Annotated in this window: 12 protein-coding genes; 5 read left to right on the plus strand and 7 right to left on the minus strand. The window is 33.4% G+C overall.

From position 1 onward, the window contains the following. Positions 1 to 17 precede the first annotated feature (17 nt). The 4 genes from F6464_RS03780 to F6464_RS03795 form a co-directional block, all read right to left on the minus strand. A complete protein-coding gene (locus tag F6464_RS03780) occupies positions 18 to 1,214 on the minus strand; it encodes a tetratricopeptide repeat protein (protein ID WP_151106454.1) in 1,197 nt (398 codons plus the stop codon). A 9-nt stretch (positions 1,215 to 1,223) separates the two neighbouring features. After that, complete coding sequence (locus F6464_RS03785; RefSeq protein WP_151106455.1) at positions 1,224 to 1,904, minus strand: metal-dependent hydrolase; 681 nt, start codon at positions 1,902 to 1,904, stop codon at positions 1,224 to 1,226. 12 nt (positions 1,905 to 1,916) lie between these two features. Beyond that, positions 1,917 to 2,846 (minus strand): 1,4-dihydroxy-2-naphthoate octaprenyltransferase, encoded by a 930-nt coding sequence (gene menA, locus F6464_RS03790; RefSeq protein WP_151106456.1) that lies wholly within the window; start codon positions 2,844 to 2,846, stop codon positions 1,917 to 1,919. 108 nt (positions 2,847 to 2,954) lie between these two features. Continuing rightward, positions 2,955 to 4,061 carry a lactonase family protein gene (locus F6464_RS03795; RefSeq protein ID WP_151106458.1) on the minus strand — a complete coding sequence of 369 codons (1,107 nt, stop codon included), beginning with the start codon at positions 4,059 to 4,061 and terminating at the stop codon, positions 2,955 to 2,957. Between the two features lie 177 nt (positions 4,062 to 4,238). On the opposite strand from F6464_RS03795, the gene F6464_RS03800 reads away from it, so the two are divergent. From F6464_RS03800 to F6464_RS03815, 4 genes are all read left to right on the plus strand, one after another. Then, on the plus strand, positions 4,239 to 6,182 hold the full coding sequence (locus F6464_RS03800; protein ID WP_151106459.1) for a vWA domain-containing protein: 1,944 nt from the start codon (positions 4,239 to 4,241) through the stop codon (positions 6,180 to 6,182). After that, the gene (locus F6464_RS03805; protein WP_151106461.1) at positions 6,179 to 7,432 is read left to right on the plus strand and encodes a dihydroorotase; all 1,254 of its coding nucleotides are present in this window, start codon (positions 6,179 to 6,181) and stop codon (positions 7,430 to 7,432) included. The genes F6464_RS03800 and F6464_RS03805 overlap by 4 nt, the downstream gene beginning before the upstream one ends. A 64-nt stretch (positions 7,433 to 7,496) precedes the next feature. Beyond that, entirely contained in the window at positions 7,497 to 7,823 is a 327-nt protein-coding gene (locus F6464_RS03810) for a hypothetical protein (RefSeq protein ID WP_151106462.1), read from the plus strand. A 2-nt stretch (positions 7,824 to 7,825) separates the two neighbouring features. Further along, complete coding sequence (locus F6464_RS03815; RefSeq protein ID WP_151106463.1) at positions 7,826 to 8,473, plus strand: alpha/beta hydrolase; 648 nt, start codon at positions 7,826 to 7,828, stop codon at positions 8,471 to 8,473. A gap of 25 nt (positions 8,474 to 8,498) precedes the next feature. On the opposite strand, the gene F6464_RS03820 is transcribed toward F6464_RS03815, so the two are convergent. Together F6464_RS03820 and F6464_RS03825 are read right to left on the minus strand one after the other, a co-directional pair. Further along, positions 8,499 to 8,999 carry a hypothetical protein gene (locus F6464_RS03820; RefSeq protein ID WP_151106464.1) on the minus strand — a complete coding sequence of 167 codons (501 nt, stop codon included), beginning with the start codon at positions 8,997 to 8,999 and terminating at the stop codon, positions 8,499 to 8,501. A 12-nt stretch (positions 9,000 to 9,011) separates the two neighbouring features. Beyond that, complete coding sequence (locus F6464_RS03825; protein WP_151106465.1) at positions 9,012 to 9,776, minus strand: MBL fold metallo-hydrolase; 765 nt, start codon at positions 9,774 to 9,776, stop codon at positions 9,012 to 9,014. A 91-nt stretch (positions 9,777 to 9,867) separates the two neighbouring features. On the opposite strand from F6464_RS03825, the gene F6464_RS03830 reads away from it, so the two are divergent. Beyond that, complete coding sequence (locus F6464_RS03830; protein ID WP_151106466.1) at positions 9,868 to 11,328, plus strand: TonB-dependent receptor; 1,461 nt, start codon at positions 9,868 to 9,870, stop codon at positions 11,326 to 11,328. 64 nt (positions 11,329 to 11,392) lie between these two features. On the opposite strand, the gene F6464_RS03835 is transcribed toward F6464_RS03830, so the two are convergent. Further along, on the minus strand, positions 11,393 to 17,852 hold a 6,460-nt coding region (locus tag F6464_RS03835; protein ID WP_151106467.1), incomplete at its 5' end, for a YDG domain-containing protein.

Genomic DNA, 17,852 nt, shown 5'->3' on the forward strand with positions numbered 1-17,852 from the left:
TTTTATATTTAGGATTACTATTCTACTAGCTTTAAAACTCTATCAAAATCTTCGTCTGAAATTCCTAATTTTTTATAATTTTCAAAATCAAGTTTTATTTTTTGAGCCCAACTTAAACTATCGGTAACATTTTGATATTGGTATTTTTTATAAATTGACTTGGCTTGACTGTAATTATCATTTAATAAATAAGCGTGGGCTAAATTGAGTTTTATTAACAGCTCTGTATTATCAAGTCGCTCTCCTTCTTTTAAAAATTTAATGGCTTTTCCATATTGTTTGGTTAGAAGGTAACTGTTTCCTATTGAATTATAATCTACAGCTGTTGCGTTTTTACTTTCTATAATCGTAAGATATTTATCTATTGCATCGCCATATTTACCTTGCTTAATCAATTCAATTGCTTGATTTCGAATGGTTGTATATATTATATCAGAGCTCCCTGTTTCCTTAAAACAGCTTTTTCCAATATCTTTAATCGCTTTAGTTTTTTCAACAGAAAGTAAGTTTTCATAATCTTGATAGCGAAACTGTTTTTGTAATTTTTCTAATACACAAACACAATAATCATCTGAATCTGTAATTTTTTTTGCTAAATCAGTTGATTTACATAAACTTAAAATTAATTTCCTGTTTTCAATAGTCCAACCCCTGCTAAGTTTATTATCGACCCAAGGCACTACTTCTAACACAATTTTTTGATTCATAATCCAATTTTTGTTTTCAAAACCAAACCATAATGATTTTGATTTTAAACAAGCTGAGGAGGAAATGGAAAGTCGTTTCGCATCTTTATTTATTGGCTTTTCCTGAACATAACAAGCATTGGTAATCGTTCCTTTTTCGACATAAGGAGTAATAAATTTTTTATTAGAAAAAATAGCATACTTACATTTGTCATCACCTGAAATTTTTGATAATAATAAAATAGCACCAGCCGAGCCTTGACTAATTCCTGTGGGATCTGGAATGGCTTTTAAAACTGAAACGAGACTATTTGCCATTTGCTGATTTTCGTCAAGAAGCGTAATTCTAAAAACGACTTCTGTGGTGCCTATTGGCAAATCTTCAGTATTTATGACTATTCGTTTTCTAGCACTTAGGACTTCTGTTTTAGTAGTAGCGCGCTCTTTATCCCAATAGCCGTCTTGTTGAGCAAAACTTTGAAAGTAAATAAATAGAAAAGTTACAAAAATTAAGAGCTTATTTCGCATAAAATGATATTATAACTCAATACTTTGACCAATTTCTAACAACATCAAGTCTTTTCCTTTGTTAAAAAACTTACGAATGGCTTCTTCATGATTAATTTCGATATAACCAAAAGTATCATAATGACATCCTAAAACCTTATCACATTCAATAAAATCAGAGGCTAGAATGGCATCTTCAACATCCATAGTAAAGTTGCTTCCTATTGGCAAAATCGCTAAATCGAGTTTGGTTCGCATTGGTATCAATTTCATATCCATTGTTAACGCCGTATCTCCTGCAATATAAATATTTTTATGTTCGCCTTCTATAACAAATCCAGCAGGATTCCCTCCGTAAGAACCCTCAGGAAAAGAACTAGAATGAACTGCATTTACCATTTTTACAGTTCCAAAATCGAATTTCCAAGTTCCTCCATGGTTCATAGGATGGTTTTTAAAGCCTTTATTGCCAAAATAAGTCGCTACTTCATAGTTTGAAACGATAAGAGTATCTGGATTATTTTGTGCAACATAATCAACATCTAAAATGTGATCTTGATGAGCGTGAGTAAGTAAAATATAGTTTGGCTTTAACTCATTGATATTAATATGACTTGCTTTCGGGTTTGCAGAAATATAAGGATCAACTAAAACAAACTTACCACCCACATGAATACCAAATGAAGAATGACCGTAAAAAGTAATTTTCATAAATAGATTTGTTTAAGAATTATTAACGAGAACATCCGATAGAAAAAAAATGAGACACAAGGAAAGTAATACCGCTAGAAAAAAAGTACTTAAGGCTACTTTCTTTAATTCCGGGTCTAATAGTCTAGTATCCTTTGTTTTATACACAACAATTAAATGCTTAATTAAAGGGAAGTAAGCAACTATAAAAATATATTGATCAAAATGAAAATCATTTAAATACCCAAAAACAAGGACCAAAACCATTGCGGTAATGATTAAAAAGTAATGATATACTTTCGCTTTTTCAACTCCAATTTTTACTACCACTGTATTTTTTCCAGACTTTCTATCCGAAATTTCATCACGCATATTATTTAAATTTAATACCGCTACACTCAAAAAACCAATTGCAATTGCTGGCAAAAAAAGTAAATATCCATTTTCGAAAGTTTTAGCAAACATAAAATAAATGCCTAAAGTGCTTACCAATCCAAAAAATACAAAAACAAAGATGTCGCCATAACCTCTATATCCATAAGCACTTGAACCCACAGTATATCGAATTGCTGATGCAATGGCTAAAATACCAAGAACAAGGAAAAATAAAGAAAATAATAGATTATAATCTTTGAATGAAAAATAAATAAGCAATATTGCCGAAATTAATGTCAAGCCAGAAGTGATAATAATAGCGCGCTTCATTTCTTTTGGAGAAATCACACCGCTCTGAATGGCTCTTTTAGGACCAATTCGATCTTCATTATCAGTTCCTTTTATTCCGTCTCCATAATCATTGGCGAAATTAGAAAGTATCTGTAATCCTAATGTAGTTGAAAGTGCAAAAATCACAATTTTCCAATTAAACATCGATTGTGACATGGCGTAAAAACTGCCTAATAGTATTCCTGAAACTGATAATGGTAATGTTCGTAATCGTGCAGCTTGAATCCAATGTTTCATTTAATAAACTCTTTTATATTTGTTACCAAAATTAGTAATTATTTAGTTTATAAAATGATATTTGTGATACTTTTAAAACTAAGCATTTGTGTAAAGCACTAGGATTTATTATTTAAAAACCAAACAAACTGGAGCGCATAAATCGATTTTTTTTCCTGTGTTGAAAAGCTTTCCTGTAGTCGCATTTATTGAAAAAATAACTACATTATTAGAATATTGATTTGCAACTAAAAGAAATTTTCCTGTAGGATCAATAACAAAATTTCTTGGTCCAATTCCTTCTGTTGGAATCGTTTCTGCCAATTTCAATTGACCATTTTTTTGAATTTTAAAACACGAAATTGTATTGGCAGAACCTCTATTAGTAGCATATAGAAATTTTCCGTTAGGAGAGACATGAATATCGGCAGCTCCTATTTGTCCTTTAAAATCCGGAACAACAACACTTGCTTCCTGAATCATTTTCAACATTCCCTTTTTGTAACTAAATACGGTTAAACCTCCGTTTAACTCTTGTAATAAATAAACAAATTTGCCATCATTACTAAACGTTAAATGTCTTGGACCACTTCCAGCTTTCACAGCAACACTATCTTTAATTTCTAGAATTTTATTTTTTGAGTTTTGATTGTATTTGTAAATGTAAATTTTATCGGTTCCCAAATCATTAGCCAATACAAACTTTTTATCGGGCGTAAATTGTACCATGTGCACATGTGCACTTTCTTGCCTTTGAGCGTTGATACTTTTTCCTTTATGTTGAATAACTTGTTTGACTTGGGAAATTCCACCATCAGATCCTTTTCCAAAAACGGAAATGCTTCCACCAGAATAATTAGCAACAGTTACATTTTTTGAATCATTAATAATATAGCAAGGATCGGCTCCTTCAGAATCGTGCTGATTTAATAATTGTAATAATCCAAATTCTGAATCAAAAGAATAGACACTAACCATACTCTTTCCTCCGTTCTCATTTACAGTGTAAATAAATTTAGCATCATTTGAAACCGTTAAATAACTTGGATTTATTGCATTTTCAGAAGTAGATTTTAGTTTAAGATCAGCTGTTTTAGTATTGAAATCATACACATAAATTCCTTTACTTTCACAGGAATTGGTATAAGTTCCAATAATTAAATTGATGTTTTTATCTTGTGCAGTCATTTTGGAAACTAAAAAGACGGTTAACAGAATTAAATAAAATATTTTCATTTTTTTACTTTTATGAACAACAAAAATAGCTTTTAAAACCGAAGTATACTGTGAAAACATGTATTGAATTTATTCTCTAAAATTACTCCATCTAAATCATAAAAAGTAGTATTTTTGGCAAATGTAATTCAATGAACTTCTTAGAAATTTTAATTTGTGAAGTAAACTAAATTTAGAATGCAATTCAAACACCCTGAAATTCTCTACTTCCTATTTTTACTGGCAATACCAATTTTGGTTCATTTGTTTCAATTGCGTCGTTTCAAAAAAGAATACTTTACCAATGTTCGACTGCTTAAAGAGCTTTCTATACAAACCCGAAAAAGTTCACAAATAAAAAAATGGTTGTTGTTAGCAACACGATTGCTGCTATTAACATGTATCATATTAGCATTTGCTCAACCCTTTTTTAAAGCTAAAGACAGCATCAGCAGTACAAATGAAATGTATGTTGTTTTAGACAATTCATTCAGTATGCAGGCTAAAGGACAAAAAGGAGAATTATTAAAAAGAGCGATCGAAGATTTACTAGAACACGTTCCTGAAAATCAAAATTTTTCGTTGATTACTAATTCAGAAACTTTCTGGAATACCGATATAAAATCAATTCGATCTGCCTTACAAAACTTAAAATACAGTCCGTTACCTTTTCAATTAGAAAGTGCAATGGCAAAAATAAAGTCGCATAAATCAGCCTTTAATAAAGATGTAATTATTATATCGGACGCTGTTGGTTTAGAACAAAAGCAACTAAAAAGCATTAGCAAAGATTTGAATGCGTTATTTATTGTTCCGAAAGCAGAACAAAAAAATAATATTGCAGTTGATAGCGTTTATATCAAACAAACTTTAGATGATTTCTATGAAATTGCTATAAAATTATCAGGCTACGGAGAAGATTTTGAATCAATTCCAATAGCGTTATACAACAAAGAAAAACTCATTGCAAAAACTCTAGTTCCATTAGAATCAAAACAAAAAACCATCAATTTCACGATTCCAAAGGAAGATTTTCACGGTTATGTTGCTATTACTGATAATGCTTTACAATATGACAACAATTTGTTTTTCAGCATTTCAAAACCTAAAAAAATAGCTGTTTTAAGTATAGGAGATTATGAAAAAAGTAATTTCTTATCGCGAATTTACACCAAAGACGAATTTAACTATAACAACTTTACTTTAGAAAGTTTAGATTATAATATTCTAGAAAATCAAGATGCTATAATTCTTAACGAACTCAAAGAAATTCCGCAAGCATTACAAACTACATTGAAATCATTTATTGAAAAAGGAGGCAATTTGATATTTATTCCATCAAACGAAAGTTCAACCTCAAATATAAATACTGTCCTATCTAATTTTGGAAAAATACAATTCAAATCATTACAAAACTCAGAAAAACTGGTTACAAAAATTGCTTTTAACAATCCGTTATACCAATCGGTTTTTGAGAAGCAAATTGCCAATTTTCAATATCCAAACACAAAATTTTCTTTTCAGATTGATGGTTCAAACCCAGCCATTTTAAGTTTTGAAGATCAAAGTGTTTTCCTGACGGCATTGCCCAATCAGTTATCATCAGTTTATATTTTTACAGCAGCAATTAATAAAACAAATTCTAATTTTCAGAATTCTCCTTTAATTGTGCCTACATTTTACAACATGGCACAAAGCACCTCTAAAACAGGAGTTTCTTCTTTAATTATAGGAGAAAATAATCCAATTTTAGTTGATGTTACACTGGCAAAAGATGAAATTGTAAATGTAAGTAGCAATACCAAGATTACTTCTGGAGAAAAATTTATCCCCGTACAACAAATCCTAAATAATAAGGTAAAAATCTCGTGTAACGATTATCCTGAAATAGCGGGTAATTTTGGCATTTATAAAAAAGAAGAATTATTAAAAAATGTAAGTTTCAATTATAATCGTACTGAAAGTAATTTGGCTACAACAAATGAAAATTTGTTATCCGATTATAAAGTTATCAATTCTATTGAAACTGTTTTCGAAACTTTACAACAGGATCGCACCAATACCGAAATATGGAAATGGTTTGTTATTTTAACTTTACTGTTTTTAGTTACTGAAGTATTCATACAAAAATTTGTAAAATGAAAATCATAATTAGAGCTGCTAAAATTTTAAACCCGAAAAGCCCTTTTCATCATCAAGTTGTTGATATAAAAATTGATGGAGAAACGATTACTGAAATTGGAGAAAAGCTTGAAAATGAATCTAGTTTTGAAGAAATAAAGCTTAATAATCTTTATGTCTCTGAAGGTTGGTTTGACTCTAGTGTTTCTCTAGGAGAGCCAGGATTTGAAGAACGAGAAGCCATTGCAAACGGGTTGAATGTTGCTGCAAAAAGCGGATTTACAGCAATTGCCCTACAACCCAACTCTTACCCAATTATTGATAATCAATCTCAAGTTAATTTTGTAAAGGCAAAATCACAAGAGTTTACCTCCGAATTATTTCCGATAGGCGCTTTAACAAAAGAAAGTTTAGGCAAAGATTTAGCCGAATTGTTTGATATGAAAAATGCTGGAGCAATAGCTTTTGGAGATTATAATAAAAATACAAATAATCCTAATTTACTTAAAATTGCTTTACAATATGCTCAAGATTTTAATGGTTTAGTAATCGCTTTTTCAGAAAATACCGAACTAAAAGGAAACGGAGTTGCTAATGAAGGAGTAGTTTCGACCCGATTAGGTTTAAAAGGAATTCCTGCTATGGCAGAAGCTTTAGAAATAGCAAGAAACCTCTTTTTATTAGAATATGCAGGTGGTAAATTACATATTCCTACTATTTCATCGGCACAATCAGTAGAACTTATTAAACAAGCAAAGGCAAAAGGATTGGATGTTTCTTGTAGCGTTGCTGTACATCATTTGGTTTTGACAGATGAAACTTTAGAAGAATTTGATTCCAGATACAAAGTTTCCCCACCATTGCGAACAGAACTAGACAGACAAGCTTTGCTAAAAGGAGTTCAAGACGGAACTATAGACATGATAACATCCGATCATAACCCTATTGACATAGAGCATAAAAAAATGGAATTTGATTTGGCAAAAAACGGAACTATTGGATTAGAAAGCGCTTTTGGAACTTTAAGCAGCGTCTTGCCTTTAGAAACAATCATACAAAAATTGACCGAGAAAAAATCAAGATTTGGCATTGAAAATCATATAATTGATAAAGGCCAAAGGGCAAATATTACACTTTTTTCTGCTGAAGGGAGTTGGACATTTGAAAAGGAAAACATCTTATCAAAATCTAAAAACTCGGCTTTTTTAGGCACAAAAATGAAAGGAAAAGTATATGGAATTTACAATAAAGGAAAATTAATACTAGCATAAATAAACACTTTGTGATCTTAGCGTAAAACCTTTGCGGACTTTGTGATTAAACTAATAAATAAAAATGGAAAACAATAAAATCGAAGAAGGAAAAACAGCAGCCATAACCAGTTACATCCTAATTATTGGCGTACTGATTGCTATGTCCATGAATTCTGAAAATAAAAGTCCTTTTGCGTCTTTTCATATTCGGCAAGCATTAGGGTTGTCAGTTACGTTTATTTCGCTCGGACTTATTATTAGTAATTTTGATAGCATGATGATATCTGCAACAATGTGGATTTTCGTTTCGGTTCTATGGACTTATGGTATTTTTAGTGCCATAAGAGGAGAAACCAAACCGTTGCCCTTATTGGGTAATTTATTTCAAAAAGCCTTTAAAAGTATTTAGTTATGAATTTATCGTTACACCATCTCGTTAAAGAACCTAAAATAAAATTAGAAAAAAATCCACTATTACTATTGCTTCATGGTTATGGCAGTAATGAAGAAGATCTTTTTTCTTTTGCATCAGAATTACCAGAACACTATTATATTATATCGGCTCGAGCTCCTTACAGCCTTCAATATGGAAGCTATGCTTGGTATGCCATAAATTTTGATGCTGATGAAAATAAATTTTCAGATCACAATCAAGCTCGAACATCAAGAGATTTGATTGCTACTTTTATTGATGAGTTAATTGCAAATTATCCTATAGATCCTAATAATATTACACTAATTGGCTTTAGCCAAGGAAGTATTTTAAGTTATGCTGTGGCTTTGTCTTATCCCGAAAAGATAAAGCGACTAGTAGCTATGAGTGGATATTTAAATTTAGATATTGTTACTGAAAACTATAAAAACAACAACTTCTCTAACCTTAAAATATTTGCTTCACATGGCACTGTAGATCAAGTGATACCTGTATCTTGGGCAAGAAAAGCACAACCACTCTTAAAGCAATTGGGAATTGAATGTGTGTATAAAGAATATCCTATTGGCCACGGCATTTCTCCTCAAAATTTTTATGATTTTAAAAATTGGCTCCTTGAAAAATAATTTTCAGTATATACTTTTCTGGGTACTATTTCTGATACAATAATGTTTGAAAGTTCTCAAACGAAACCGTTTCATCATCATTAATAAAGTATTTTATTAATGATTCACCCCAATACTCTCCATCACTATAGTCCGCAATAATCCAGCGGTGATTGAGAATTTTAACTTTATTGATGATAAATTTTTGTTCTCCAATTTTATCCATACCTATATAAGGATTTCCGGCTGGATTTTCGTTCGCATCCATCAACTTTTCTTTTACAAAAGGAATTAATTTTTCGTAAGCAATGAGCTTTTCAGCATTAGCATTGTCAAAATAATTTTGCGCATTTTCATTATTCTCTAACGAAAAATAATTGGCTTCAGATAGTTTTGACGCAACTGCATTCAAGCTGTCTTTTAATTTAGTATTCGAAACTTTAAATCGAGTTTCTTCAGAAGTAGCTTTCTTGCTGTAATACATATAGGTAAATACATTCATTAAAACGGCTAAAATTAAAAGATAAAGAAACAAGGACTTTTTCATTGTGTAAATTATTTAAATATTAATTTCTAAATTATCGTAAGCTAAAAAAACATTTTCAGGCAATTGCTTTTGAATGTCATCATGAAATCCAAAAACATGACTAATATGTGTTAAATAAGCTTTCTCGGGTTGTATTAATGCTATAAATTGTAAAGCTTCTTCTAAATTAAAATGCGTTTTATGAGGTTCTTCTCGCAATGCATTCACCACTAAAACTTTTAAGCCTTTTAATTTATTTATTTCAGAATCTTCAATGGTTTTTACATCTGTTAAATAGGCAAAATCATCAATTCTATATCCAAAAACCTGAAGGCTTCCGTGATAAACATTAATCGGAATTGCTACTTTATTCCCCACGGGAAAAGGAAAATTATTAACGACCTCTCGGCAAGTAACACTTGGAGAACCAGGATATCTATTCTCCGTTTGAAAAACATAATCAAATCTTCTTTTCAAATTTTCGATAACTCTTTGATGTGCATAAATTGGAATCTCACCTTGCCTGAAATTAAAGGGTCGAATATCATCTAAACCTGCAGTATGATCAGAATGTTCGTGAGTATATAAAATACCGTCAATGCTTTGGCAATTTGAAACTAACATTTGTTGTCTAAAATCAGGACCACAATCAATTACGAAAGAAAATTCATCCCAAGAAAGCCAAACTGAAACTCGAAGTCTTTTATCTCTAATATCCAAGCTTTTACAAACTGGGTGATTGCTTCCAATTACTGGAATACCTTGGGAAGTTCCTGTTCCTAAAAAATAGATTTTCAAGTTCGTTAATTTTTTTACAAAAATAGCATTATTTCCCGTTTGTTAAAGTCCTATTTTGTTAACTTTGTAGTATATGTTGGATATAAAACAAATGGAAAAAGCTATAAAATTAAAAGGAGATAAAGTAATCGAGCAAATCCCTTCTACAAAAGATAAAGCCCTACGAATTAATTTAAACGAAAATATCTACGGAACCTTTGCCGAGATAGGTGCTGGACAAGAAACAGTTCGCCATTTTTTTAGATCAGGTGGATCTTCTGGAACAATTGCAAAGGCAATGTCGGCTTATGACAAAGATTTTAGTGATTCTATTTATGGTATTGAAGAAGACGGCAGATATGTAACAGAAAGTCGACTCAAAAAAATGCTTACTTTAGAAACTAACTTGATTGAGAAACGTTTAAGTAGAGACAAACATCCGCATAAAATGTTTTTTAGTTATGCCAATACAGTTGCTACTATAGATTTTGCCAAACAATTTAAAGGTCACGGTTGGGTAGGAATACGATATCAAATTGAACCAGGAGAGGAGTATAATGACATTATTATTCATATTAGATTTAAAGAAACCGATGCTAGATTGCAACAAGAAACTTTAGGAGTGTTGGGTGTAAACCTTATATACGGTGCTTATTATAAACACAATGATCCTAAAAAACTATTGCGTTATTTGTACGATCATTTAGATAAAGACCAACTAGAAATTGACACTATTAATTTCTCAGGACCTCGTTTTGCAGATGTTGATAATCGTTTGATGAGTTTGCAGTTGGTAAAAAATGGGATGACTGATGCTGTTATGTTTAATCCCGAAGGAAAAAACATCCTTCCTGCAGCTATTCTTTACAAAAAAAACATATTGGCGTTAAGAGGGAGCTTCCGTCCTGTTACGAGTGTAAATATTGATATGTACGAGAAGTCCTTAAAAATGTTTCTCGAGGAAAGTAAAGTTGAAAAAGATAATACTTTAGTCATTTTTGAAATCACATTATCCAATTTACGTTCAGAAGGAGAAATTGACGAGAGAGATTTCATGGATAGAGCGGAATTGCTTTGTTCCTTAGGCCAAACTGTTATGATATCTAACTTTCAAGAGTTTTATAAAGTAGTAGAATATTTCTCTAATTACACCAAAGCCCGAATGGGGCTGGCAATGGGAGTAAATAATTTAATTGATATTTTTGACGAAAAATATTATCGTCACCTTAGTGGAGGAATTCTAGAAGCTTTTGGAAAATTATTCTATCGTGATTTAAAAGTATTCTTGTATCCAATGATTGATGAAAATGGTGACATTATCACCTCGGAAAATTTGAAAGTACATCCAAGAATGAAAGAGTTGTATAAATTCTTTAAGTTCAACGGAAAAGTAATTGATATTGTTGATTATAATCCTAAGTTTCTTCATGTGTTTTCACGTGAAGTATTAAAAATGATTAATCAAGGGAAGTCAGGTTGGGAAAAAATGCTGCCTCAGGGCGTTGCTGATCTCATTAAAAAAGACCATTTATTTGGTTATAATCCAGATAAAGTACTTGAAAAAAACAAGTAATTAAATAATCTTAAAAAAACATCCATTTCGAATATCTTAATGGATGTTTTTTTTGAATCTTGTCTTATCTTTTAACCATTCGAATCGATTTGATTTTATTCCCTTGTGATACAATAACATTGTATACACCTGATGGATAATTGCGACCAATCTCTCTTGTACTCAATTCTGATACGGTCGCTTGGTTTGCTTCCAATTGTCTTCCTAGCATATCAAACACTTTAATCTCAACTACATCGTCGTTTGAACTTTCGATGTCTAAATTAAAGTGTGTCGCAAACGGATTCGGGAACGCTTTTACGTTAAATATGCTCTCAACCGAATTGGCATTCATTCTTGCAGTAGGTGTTGTAATTGTACAAACATCCCCTCCATAAGCTTCTTGCCATAATCCATTGTATTTAACAGCTATGTCAATTGAATACACTTTATTGAGTGCGTAACCGCCTGGTAATTCAGCGGCAGTCAATGCCGACATGTTTCCTGTAGTTTTTTCTACTACTCTAACGCTTGCACCATTCGTTACTCTAAATCGATACCCTTCAGCTAAGAAAACCGTAGCGGCAAAAATTGTAGGTGTCAAGTTCGTAACAGTGGTATTACACTGATTGGTTACTAATTTAGAAAACGGAAGGCTTGGTGTTCTTACAATACAAGAAGCTCCCCAAGGAGTTAGTGGTGTTACTCCTCCTACTCCTGTAAAGGTTCTCACTCGTATGCTATAATCTGTATCATATACAGCTCCTCCTACTAATCCTGTTAGGATATTAAAACCAATACTTGTTGATGATACTATAGGTCTCACACCAGATGCATCGGTTACTTCAAACTCATAACGTGTAGCAGTTGCCACTGGACTAGCTTGTACCACTGTACTTAAATTAGGTAGTATTTTACCACACTGTATTGGTCTAATCGTAGTTGTTGCTGCTGGAGTTGGCGGTGCTAGAGGCGCTTTAATATTACAAGTACTTCCGTAAGGAAACTCAGTAGCTCCTATAAAAGGTTTTACTCGTATGTCATATTCTTTACCATACGCTAAACCACCTCCAGGCACTACTGTAGTTGGATTGAAATAGTAGTTTGACCAAGTAAATTCTGTTCTCGTGTTAGGAAAAGTCTTCAACGTAATTTCAAAACGATATTGTGTGGCTCCAGGAACCGGATTTGCTTGAATAACGGTATCAATTGTTGGTAGATATTCACCACACTGCGATGGTCTAAGTTGAGTACATGTACCAGTAGTTACCGTAGCTGTTCCTGATTGTGCTTGAAAACAACCAGAATTGAGATCTTTTACGCTAATCAAAATATAATTTATGGCCCCTATAGCATTCGTTAATGCATTTACTGTAGCAGTACTACTACCTGGTGCAGAGGATACCGTTGTTGGAGTACCACTTGCTCCTATTTTATAGGTAAATTCATACTGTACAACACCTGAGCCATTTGCCCCAGTAAAGGTTATTAAAGCTACATCACCAACACAACTAGCTACAGTACCTGATACGATTGCTGTTGGAGATTGATTTACGGTTAATGTTCCATCATTATAAGTAATCGCATAGTTGCTTGCTCCTGGTGTTGCAAGACTAGGTCTGATTGGATAAGAACCTGATAATGAACCATCACCTCCTATTACGGTTGATGTTACGGATAGAATTTCACCTGCAATATCATAGTTTTTAGTAAACCCTACATTTAAATCGCCTGAACCGCTAAAGGCGCCTCCTGCACATTTAGATTGGTTGATTGCAGTAATAGTAAGTGTTCTTGGTGTAATGTTTGCAGTCGTAGCCGTTGGATTAATACTATAATTTGAAGCATTTGCACCACTAATAGTAAGTCCATTAATAGTTACCACTTTACCCGTACCAACATCTTTGGTATCAAAAGTACCTGTAGCACCAGCAGTACTTAATAGTACTCCTGCTGTTTCTCCAGATAAAACACCACTTAATGCGGCTCCACCTTTATTTATTGCAGCATCCGTGTTCCCATCATACTGTTTATTGTCTGCAGTAATTCCTGTTACAGTTAATGCTACTGGAGTAATGTTTTTATTCTCTGTAAATATAGGCTGCGTTAAGATGTAGTTTCCAGCTTCAGAACCTGTCAGTACCGTAGTAGACGTAATTGTCCAGTTTCCTACATTAGCACTAGCATAATATCCTGATGGTATAAAGGATACATTAGGAGCATCTACTGGATATTGACCTTGTAATTCGGTTACTCCTATAACATTTGTTACAATAGCCGTGTTCGTTTTATCATATACTTTGTCTTCTGTAGCAAGATTGATAATCGTTACTTCTTTTCGTGTAATACTGGCATTAGGCACATTAGGCTGCTGTGTCAAGAAATAATTACCAGCATCATCTCCTGTGATACGACAAGCTGCCGTTACAACGTAAGGACCTCCAGCATTATCAGTTGAGAATGTACCTTCTTGAATTAACAATACCTCATCTGAACCTAGTATTCCTACTAGACTTCCGTTGCTTATAGTAGCAGCCGTAGTTGTATCATACTCTTTATCAAAAGAAGTAGCACCTGTAATGGTTAATCCTATAGCAGTAATTTCGCCAACAGTACCATTTGTTGAAGTAGGTATGGTATAATTAGCTATGTCAGTACCAGCAATTGTTAGCCCAGTTACTGTAACAGTTTTACCAGTATCTACATTTTTATTGTCATACGAACCCGAAGTGTTGGTTACAATAACGTTTTCTAAAGGCACTAATCCTCCTAAAATGTAATTTCCAGATGTTAAAGTTGCACTAGTATTACCATCATAAGGTTTGCTTACTATACCAGTTAAACTAGGTATAAGATTAACTTTAGTTATTGTTCCAACATTACCATTAATTGAGGCTGGATTGCTTATACTATAGTTACCTGCAGCTAATCCTCCTAATGTTAAACCTGTTACGGTTACTGTTTTACCAGTTCCAAAATTTTTAGTATCATACATACCGCTTGTATTAGAAATTGTAACGTTTTCTGAACCTACAATTCCAACCAAGTTATAATTAGCAGAAGTTAATGTTGCACTAGTGTTACCATCATACGATTTACTTATTACTGTTGCCGCAATACTAGCCGTTAATGATTTGGCATTTATAGTACCTAAATTCATTGGTGTATAGGAAATAGAATAGTTATTACCACCATTACCATCATTAATTACTAAACCAATTGGTGTTAGTGTTTTAGTAACTCCTATGTCTTTCGTATCAAAAGATTGTGTAGGTGCAGTTGTAGTAGTGTCACCAGACTGTAACGTATAAGTAGGTACCCCAGAAGAACTAGTAGTTCCATTATATGTTTTAGTATTAGTAACAGCGGTAACTGTTATAGGTCTAACCGTGATATCTCCTGTTAATCCTGGAATTTGATTGGATGGAAGCGAATATCCTGATGCATTTGCTCCAGACAATGTTAAACCAGAAACAGTTACTGATTTACCAGTTCCTATATTTTTAGTATCAAAAGTATAAACAGCTGTACCGCTTAAAGTTACTATATCTCCTGGAGTGATACTTCCACTTAAAGTTGGAGTTCCTATAGCTGTAGCAATAGTGTTACCATTGTAAATCTTAGTATTAATTCCTGAAACTCCAGTGATAGACAACGGAATATTGTTTACTCCTAACGAAACGTCATTTGAAACAGTTGCAGCAGCAAAAGCGGTTGCATTTGTATAATTAGGAGAACTGTAATTAGTTGTATTAGCCGTAATAGTTACATTGTCTCGTCTTAAGATAACTACAGACGAACCTGAGGGTGCTGTATTACTTCCATCATTTAAGCCCACTCTATAGGCTACTCCTGTAGCTGATTGGGTTACATTCCAATAGCGACTGCCAAAAGTGGCCAAACTTGCTGCACTTGTAAAAGGAGTTCCTGTTTCAAATTGTTCGATAGTAACTGTTTTAGTTCCCGGTGCTGTAGCATAAGTAAATACTAAAGGTCTGTAAAAACCTCCTTTACCTAATGGGAAAGTAGTAGCTGCAGTTGTTGTAATCACTCTAGCCAATTTACCATCCACATAACTGTTTGCAGAGGCATTAATAATGCTTCCTCCAGAAGCAATTGTCATCGTATTAGCTCCTGTTGTTAGTAAACCATCTGTTAAATGTAGAGTTGTTGCAGTGGCATTGGCACCAAGGGTAACTCCTGTTCCAGTATTAGTATTATTAATTTTTAATGTTCTGTAAATTTCTCCTAAAGCTGTTTGAGGAACTGAACCTAAATATTCAACTGTAGCACTTGCACCGTTTAAATTCATAATAGTGTAACCAGTTAAATTAAAAGGTGTAGCACCCGTTAGTTTAAGTGTACCTGATTGTGCTCCAGTTTCCATAGAAAAAGTGCTAGGAAATAATAATGGTATTGGATTTGTTAATACTATCGAACCATTAACAGTAGTCACACCACTTTCAAGATTAAATGTTGCATAATTTACTCCTAAAGAATTATTATAATAACTGTTAATAGCTAAATTATTTGTAATGGTAATGGATGAAATGGTTGAAGTTAATTTTGTATTCCATGCGCTGGTATCAACAGGCGTCAATGTTGAACCAACAATAACATTGTTTGCAGATAAAGAACCTAAACCAGTTACCGAACAATCAACATTGGCTGAATTGTTACCATTTAAAGTAACTGTATCAGTAACCGCTAAAGTTTTTGAGCTACTCACTGATAAGGTACCTCCAGAAGCTGTAAAAGTTAAATCGTCTCCTACATTGGCATCTGTGTTTACAGATAAAGTACCAGCTGTTTTTGCAATAGTAATGTCATTAAAAGTAGTTACCGTGTTTCCAGCAATGGCTTGTGCTCCAGTACCATCAAAATTAATAGTCGAACCTATAGCAGTATACGTACCATCATTGGTCCAGTTACCAGCAACACTATGAATAAAACTACCACCTACAAATTTTGCAGTATTACCAATAGTCAAATTGCCATTCACATTAAGAGCTCCTCCAGCAGTTGCGCCACTAGCACTTGTGTTATTAATTCTTAAATTACCATAATCTAAAGCTATAGCATTAGTTGTTCCTCCTGAACCACTATTGGAAATACTAGTAGGGACAGTTTGAGCCACACTTCCTGAGTAATTAAAGGTTGAACCGCTATTTAAGGTAAAAACAACTTTCCCTGTAGCCAATGAAGTTTGACTGCTAATAGATATAGGATTAGTTCCTCCAGATAAATTTACTGTAGCTCCTGAGTTGGCATTGAAAGTGATAATTCTGCTCCCCCCATTTCCAGTTCCTGTTTGTATTAGAGCCAATTTACTTGCTGTTAAAACGCATGGTGAATTAATATTAACAGTCGGTTCATTCGCTTTTCCACCACCTTCATCATTATTATAAATCGTAAAATCTCCGGTAACATTTAGTGAGGTAATATTTAAATTAAAAGTATTTGTAGAATTAGCAGTATTATTTAATACTGTGACAAGTCCTTCATTAAGTGAACCCGCATTTAAAGTTCCTAAACCTCCAATTGTAGCAGAGGTGTTGGTTCCTAGGTCATAACTATCTAAAGTAACCGCTCCAGTAACAGTTAATGTTACTCCAGTATTTACAGATAATGTAGAAGCTGTTCCTATAAAATTAATAGCCGCACAAGTATCATTTGCCGCAACAGTAATATCGTGATTGGTGTTAATTCTTACTAAATCAAATAGATAAGGTTCTCCAGCTGGCGACCAAGTACCAGCAGTACTCCAAGGACCATCTGCAATTGAAATCTTAGTACCCGCTGTAACGGTTACTGGCGCACTCGTATTAGCAGTTTTGGTTCCGTCCGAACTATTAGTTGCTATAATGGTATAAGACCCAGGTGTTCTCAAAGTAATACTAAAACTTTGCGTTCCAGAAGATAAAGCTGCGTTAGCAGGTAATATTGCCCCACCGTCAGTAGAGGTAATAGCAATCGTGTTTGTTGGAGCCGAAGATACCACATTCCAAAAAGCATCTACTGCATTTACAGTTACTGTAAATGGCGTTGCTGTATTTTGAGCCGTTGGCGTTCCTGTTTTTCCGCTTCCAGTTCCTGGAGCGGCAGTTTCGCCTGGTAATAGAATTTGTAGTTTTGTGAATGAACCGGCTATAATAGTAATTGTTCCATTTGCTGGAGTAAAGTTATAATTCGTTGCTGTTAATCCTGTAACTACTGGAGTAATTGTTACCCCTGATGTTCCTACTGCTGTAGTAGCTGTATACGTTGTAGTATAAGTAGCACTACCTCCTATAACAGCAGCTGTATCTCCATTTAAAAATCCTGTAGGAGTATAACTACCTGCTCCAGTTACTGAAATAGCGGTTGAACCATAGGACACCGATTGATTGTTTGCAGTAATTGCTAAATTAGCTTTAGCTACAGTTCCGTTAAATGCGTTGAAAGTAATGTTATAATTCGCAGCTAAGAACCCGCCTGTTCCTGTTGGTGCTGATGGTGTAACCACATAGGCTAATCCCGCAGCTGTAGTTGCTGATAATCCTGCA

The sequence above is a fragment of the Flavobacterium luteum genome (assembly GCF_008806775.1).
Taxonomy (GTDB): Bacteria; Bacteroidota; Bacteroidia; order Flavobacteriales; family Flavobacteriaceae; genus Flavobacterium; species Flavobacterium luteum.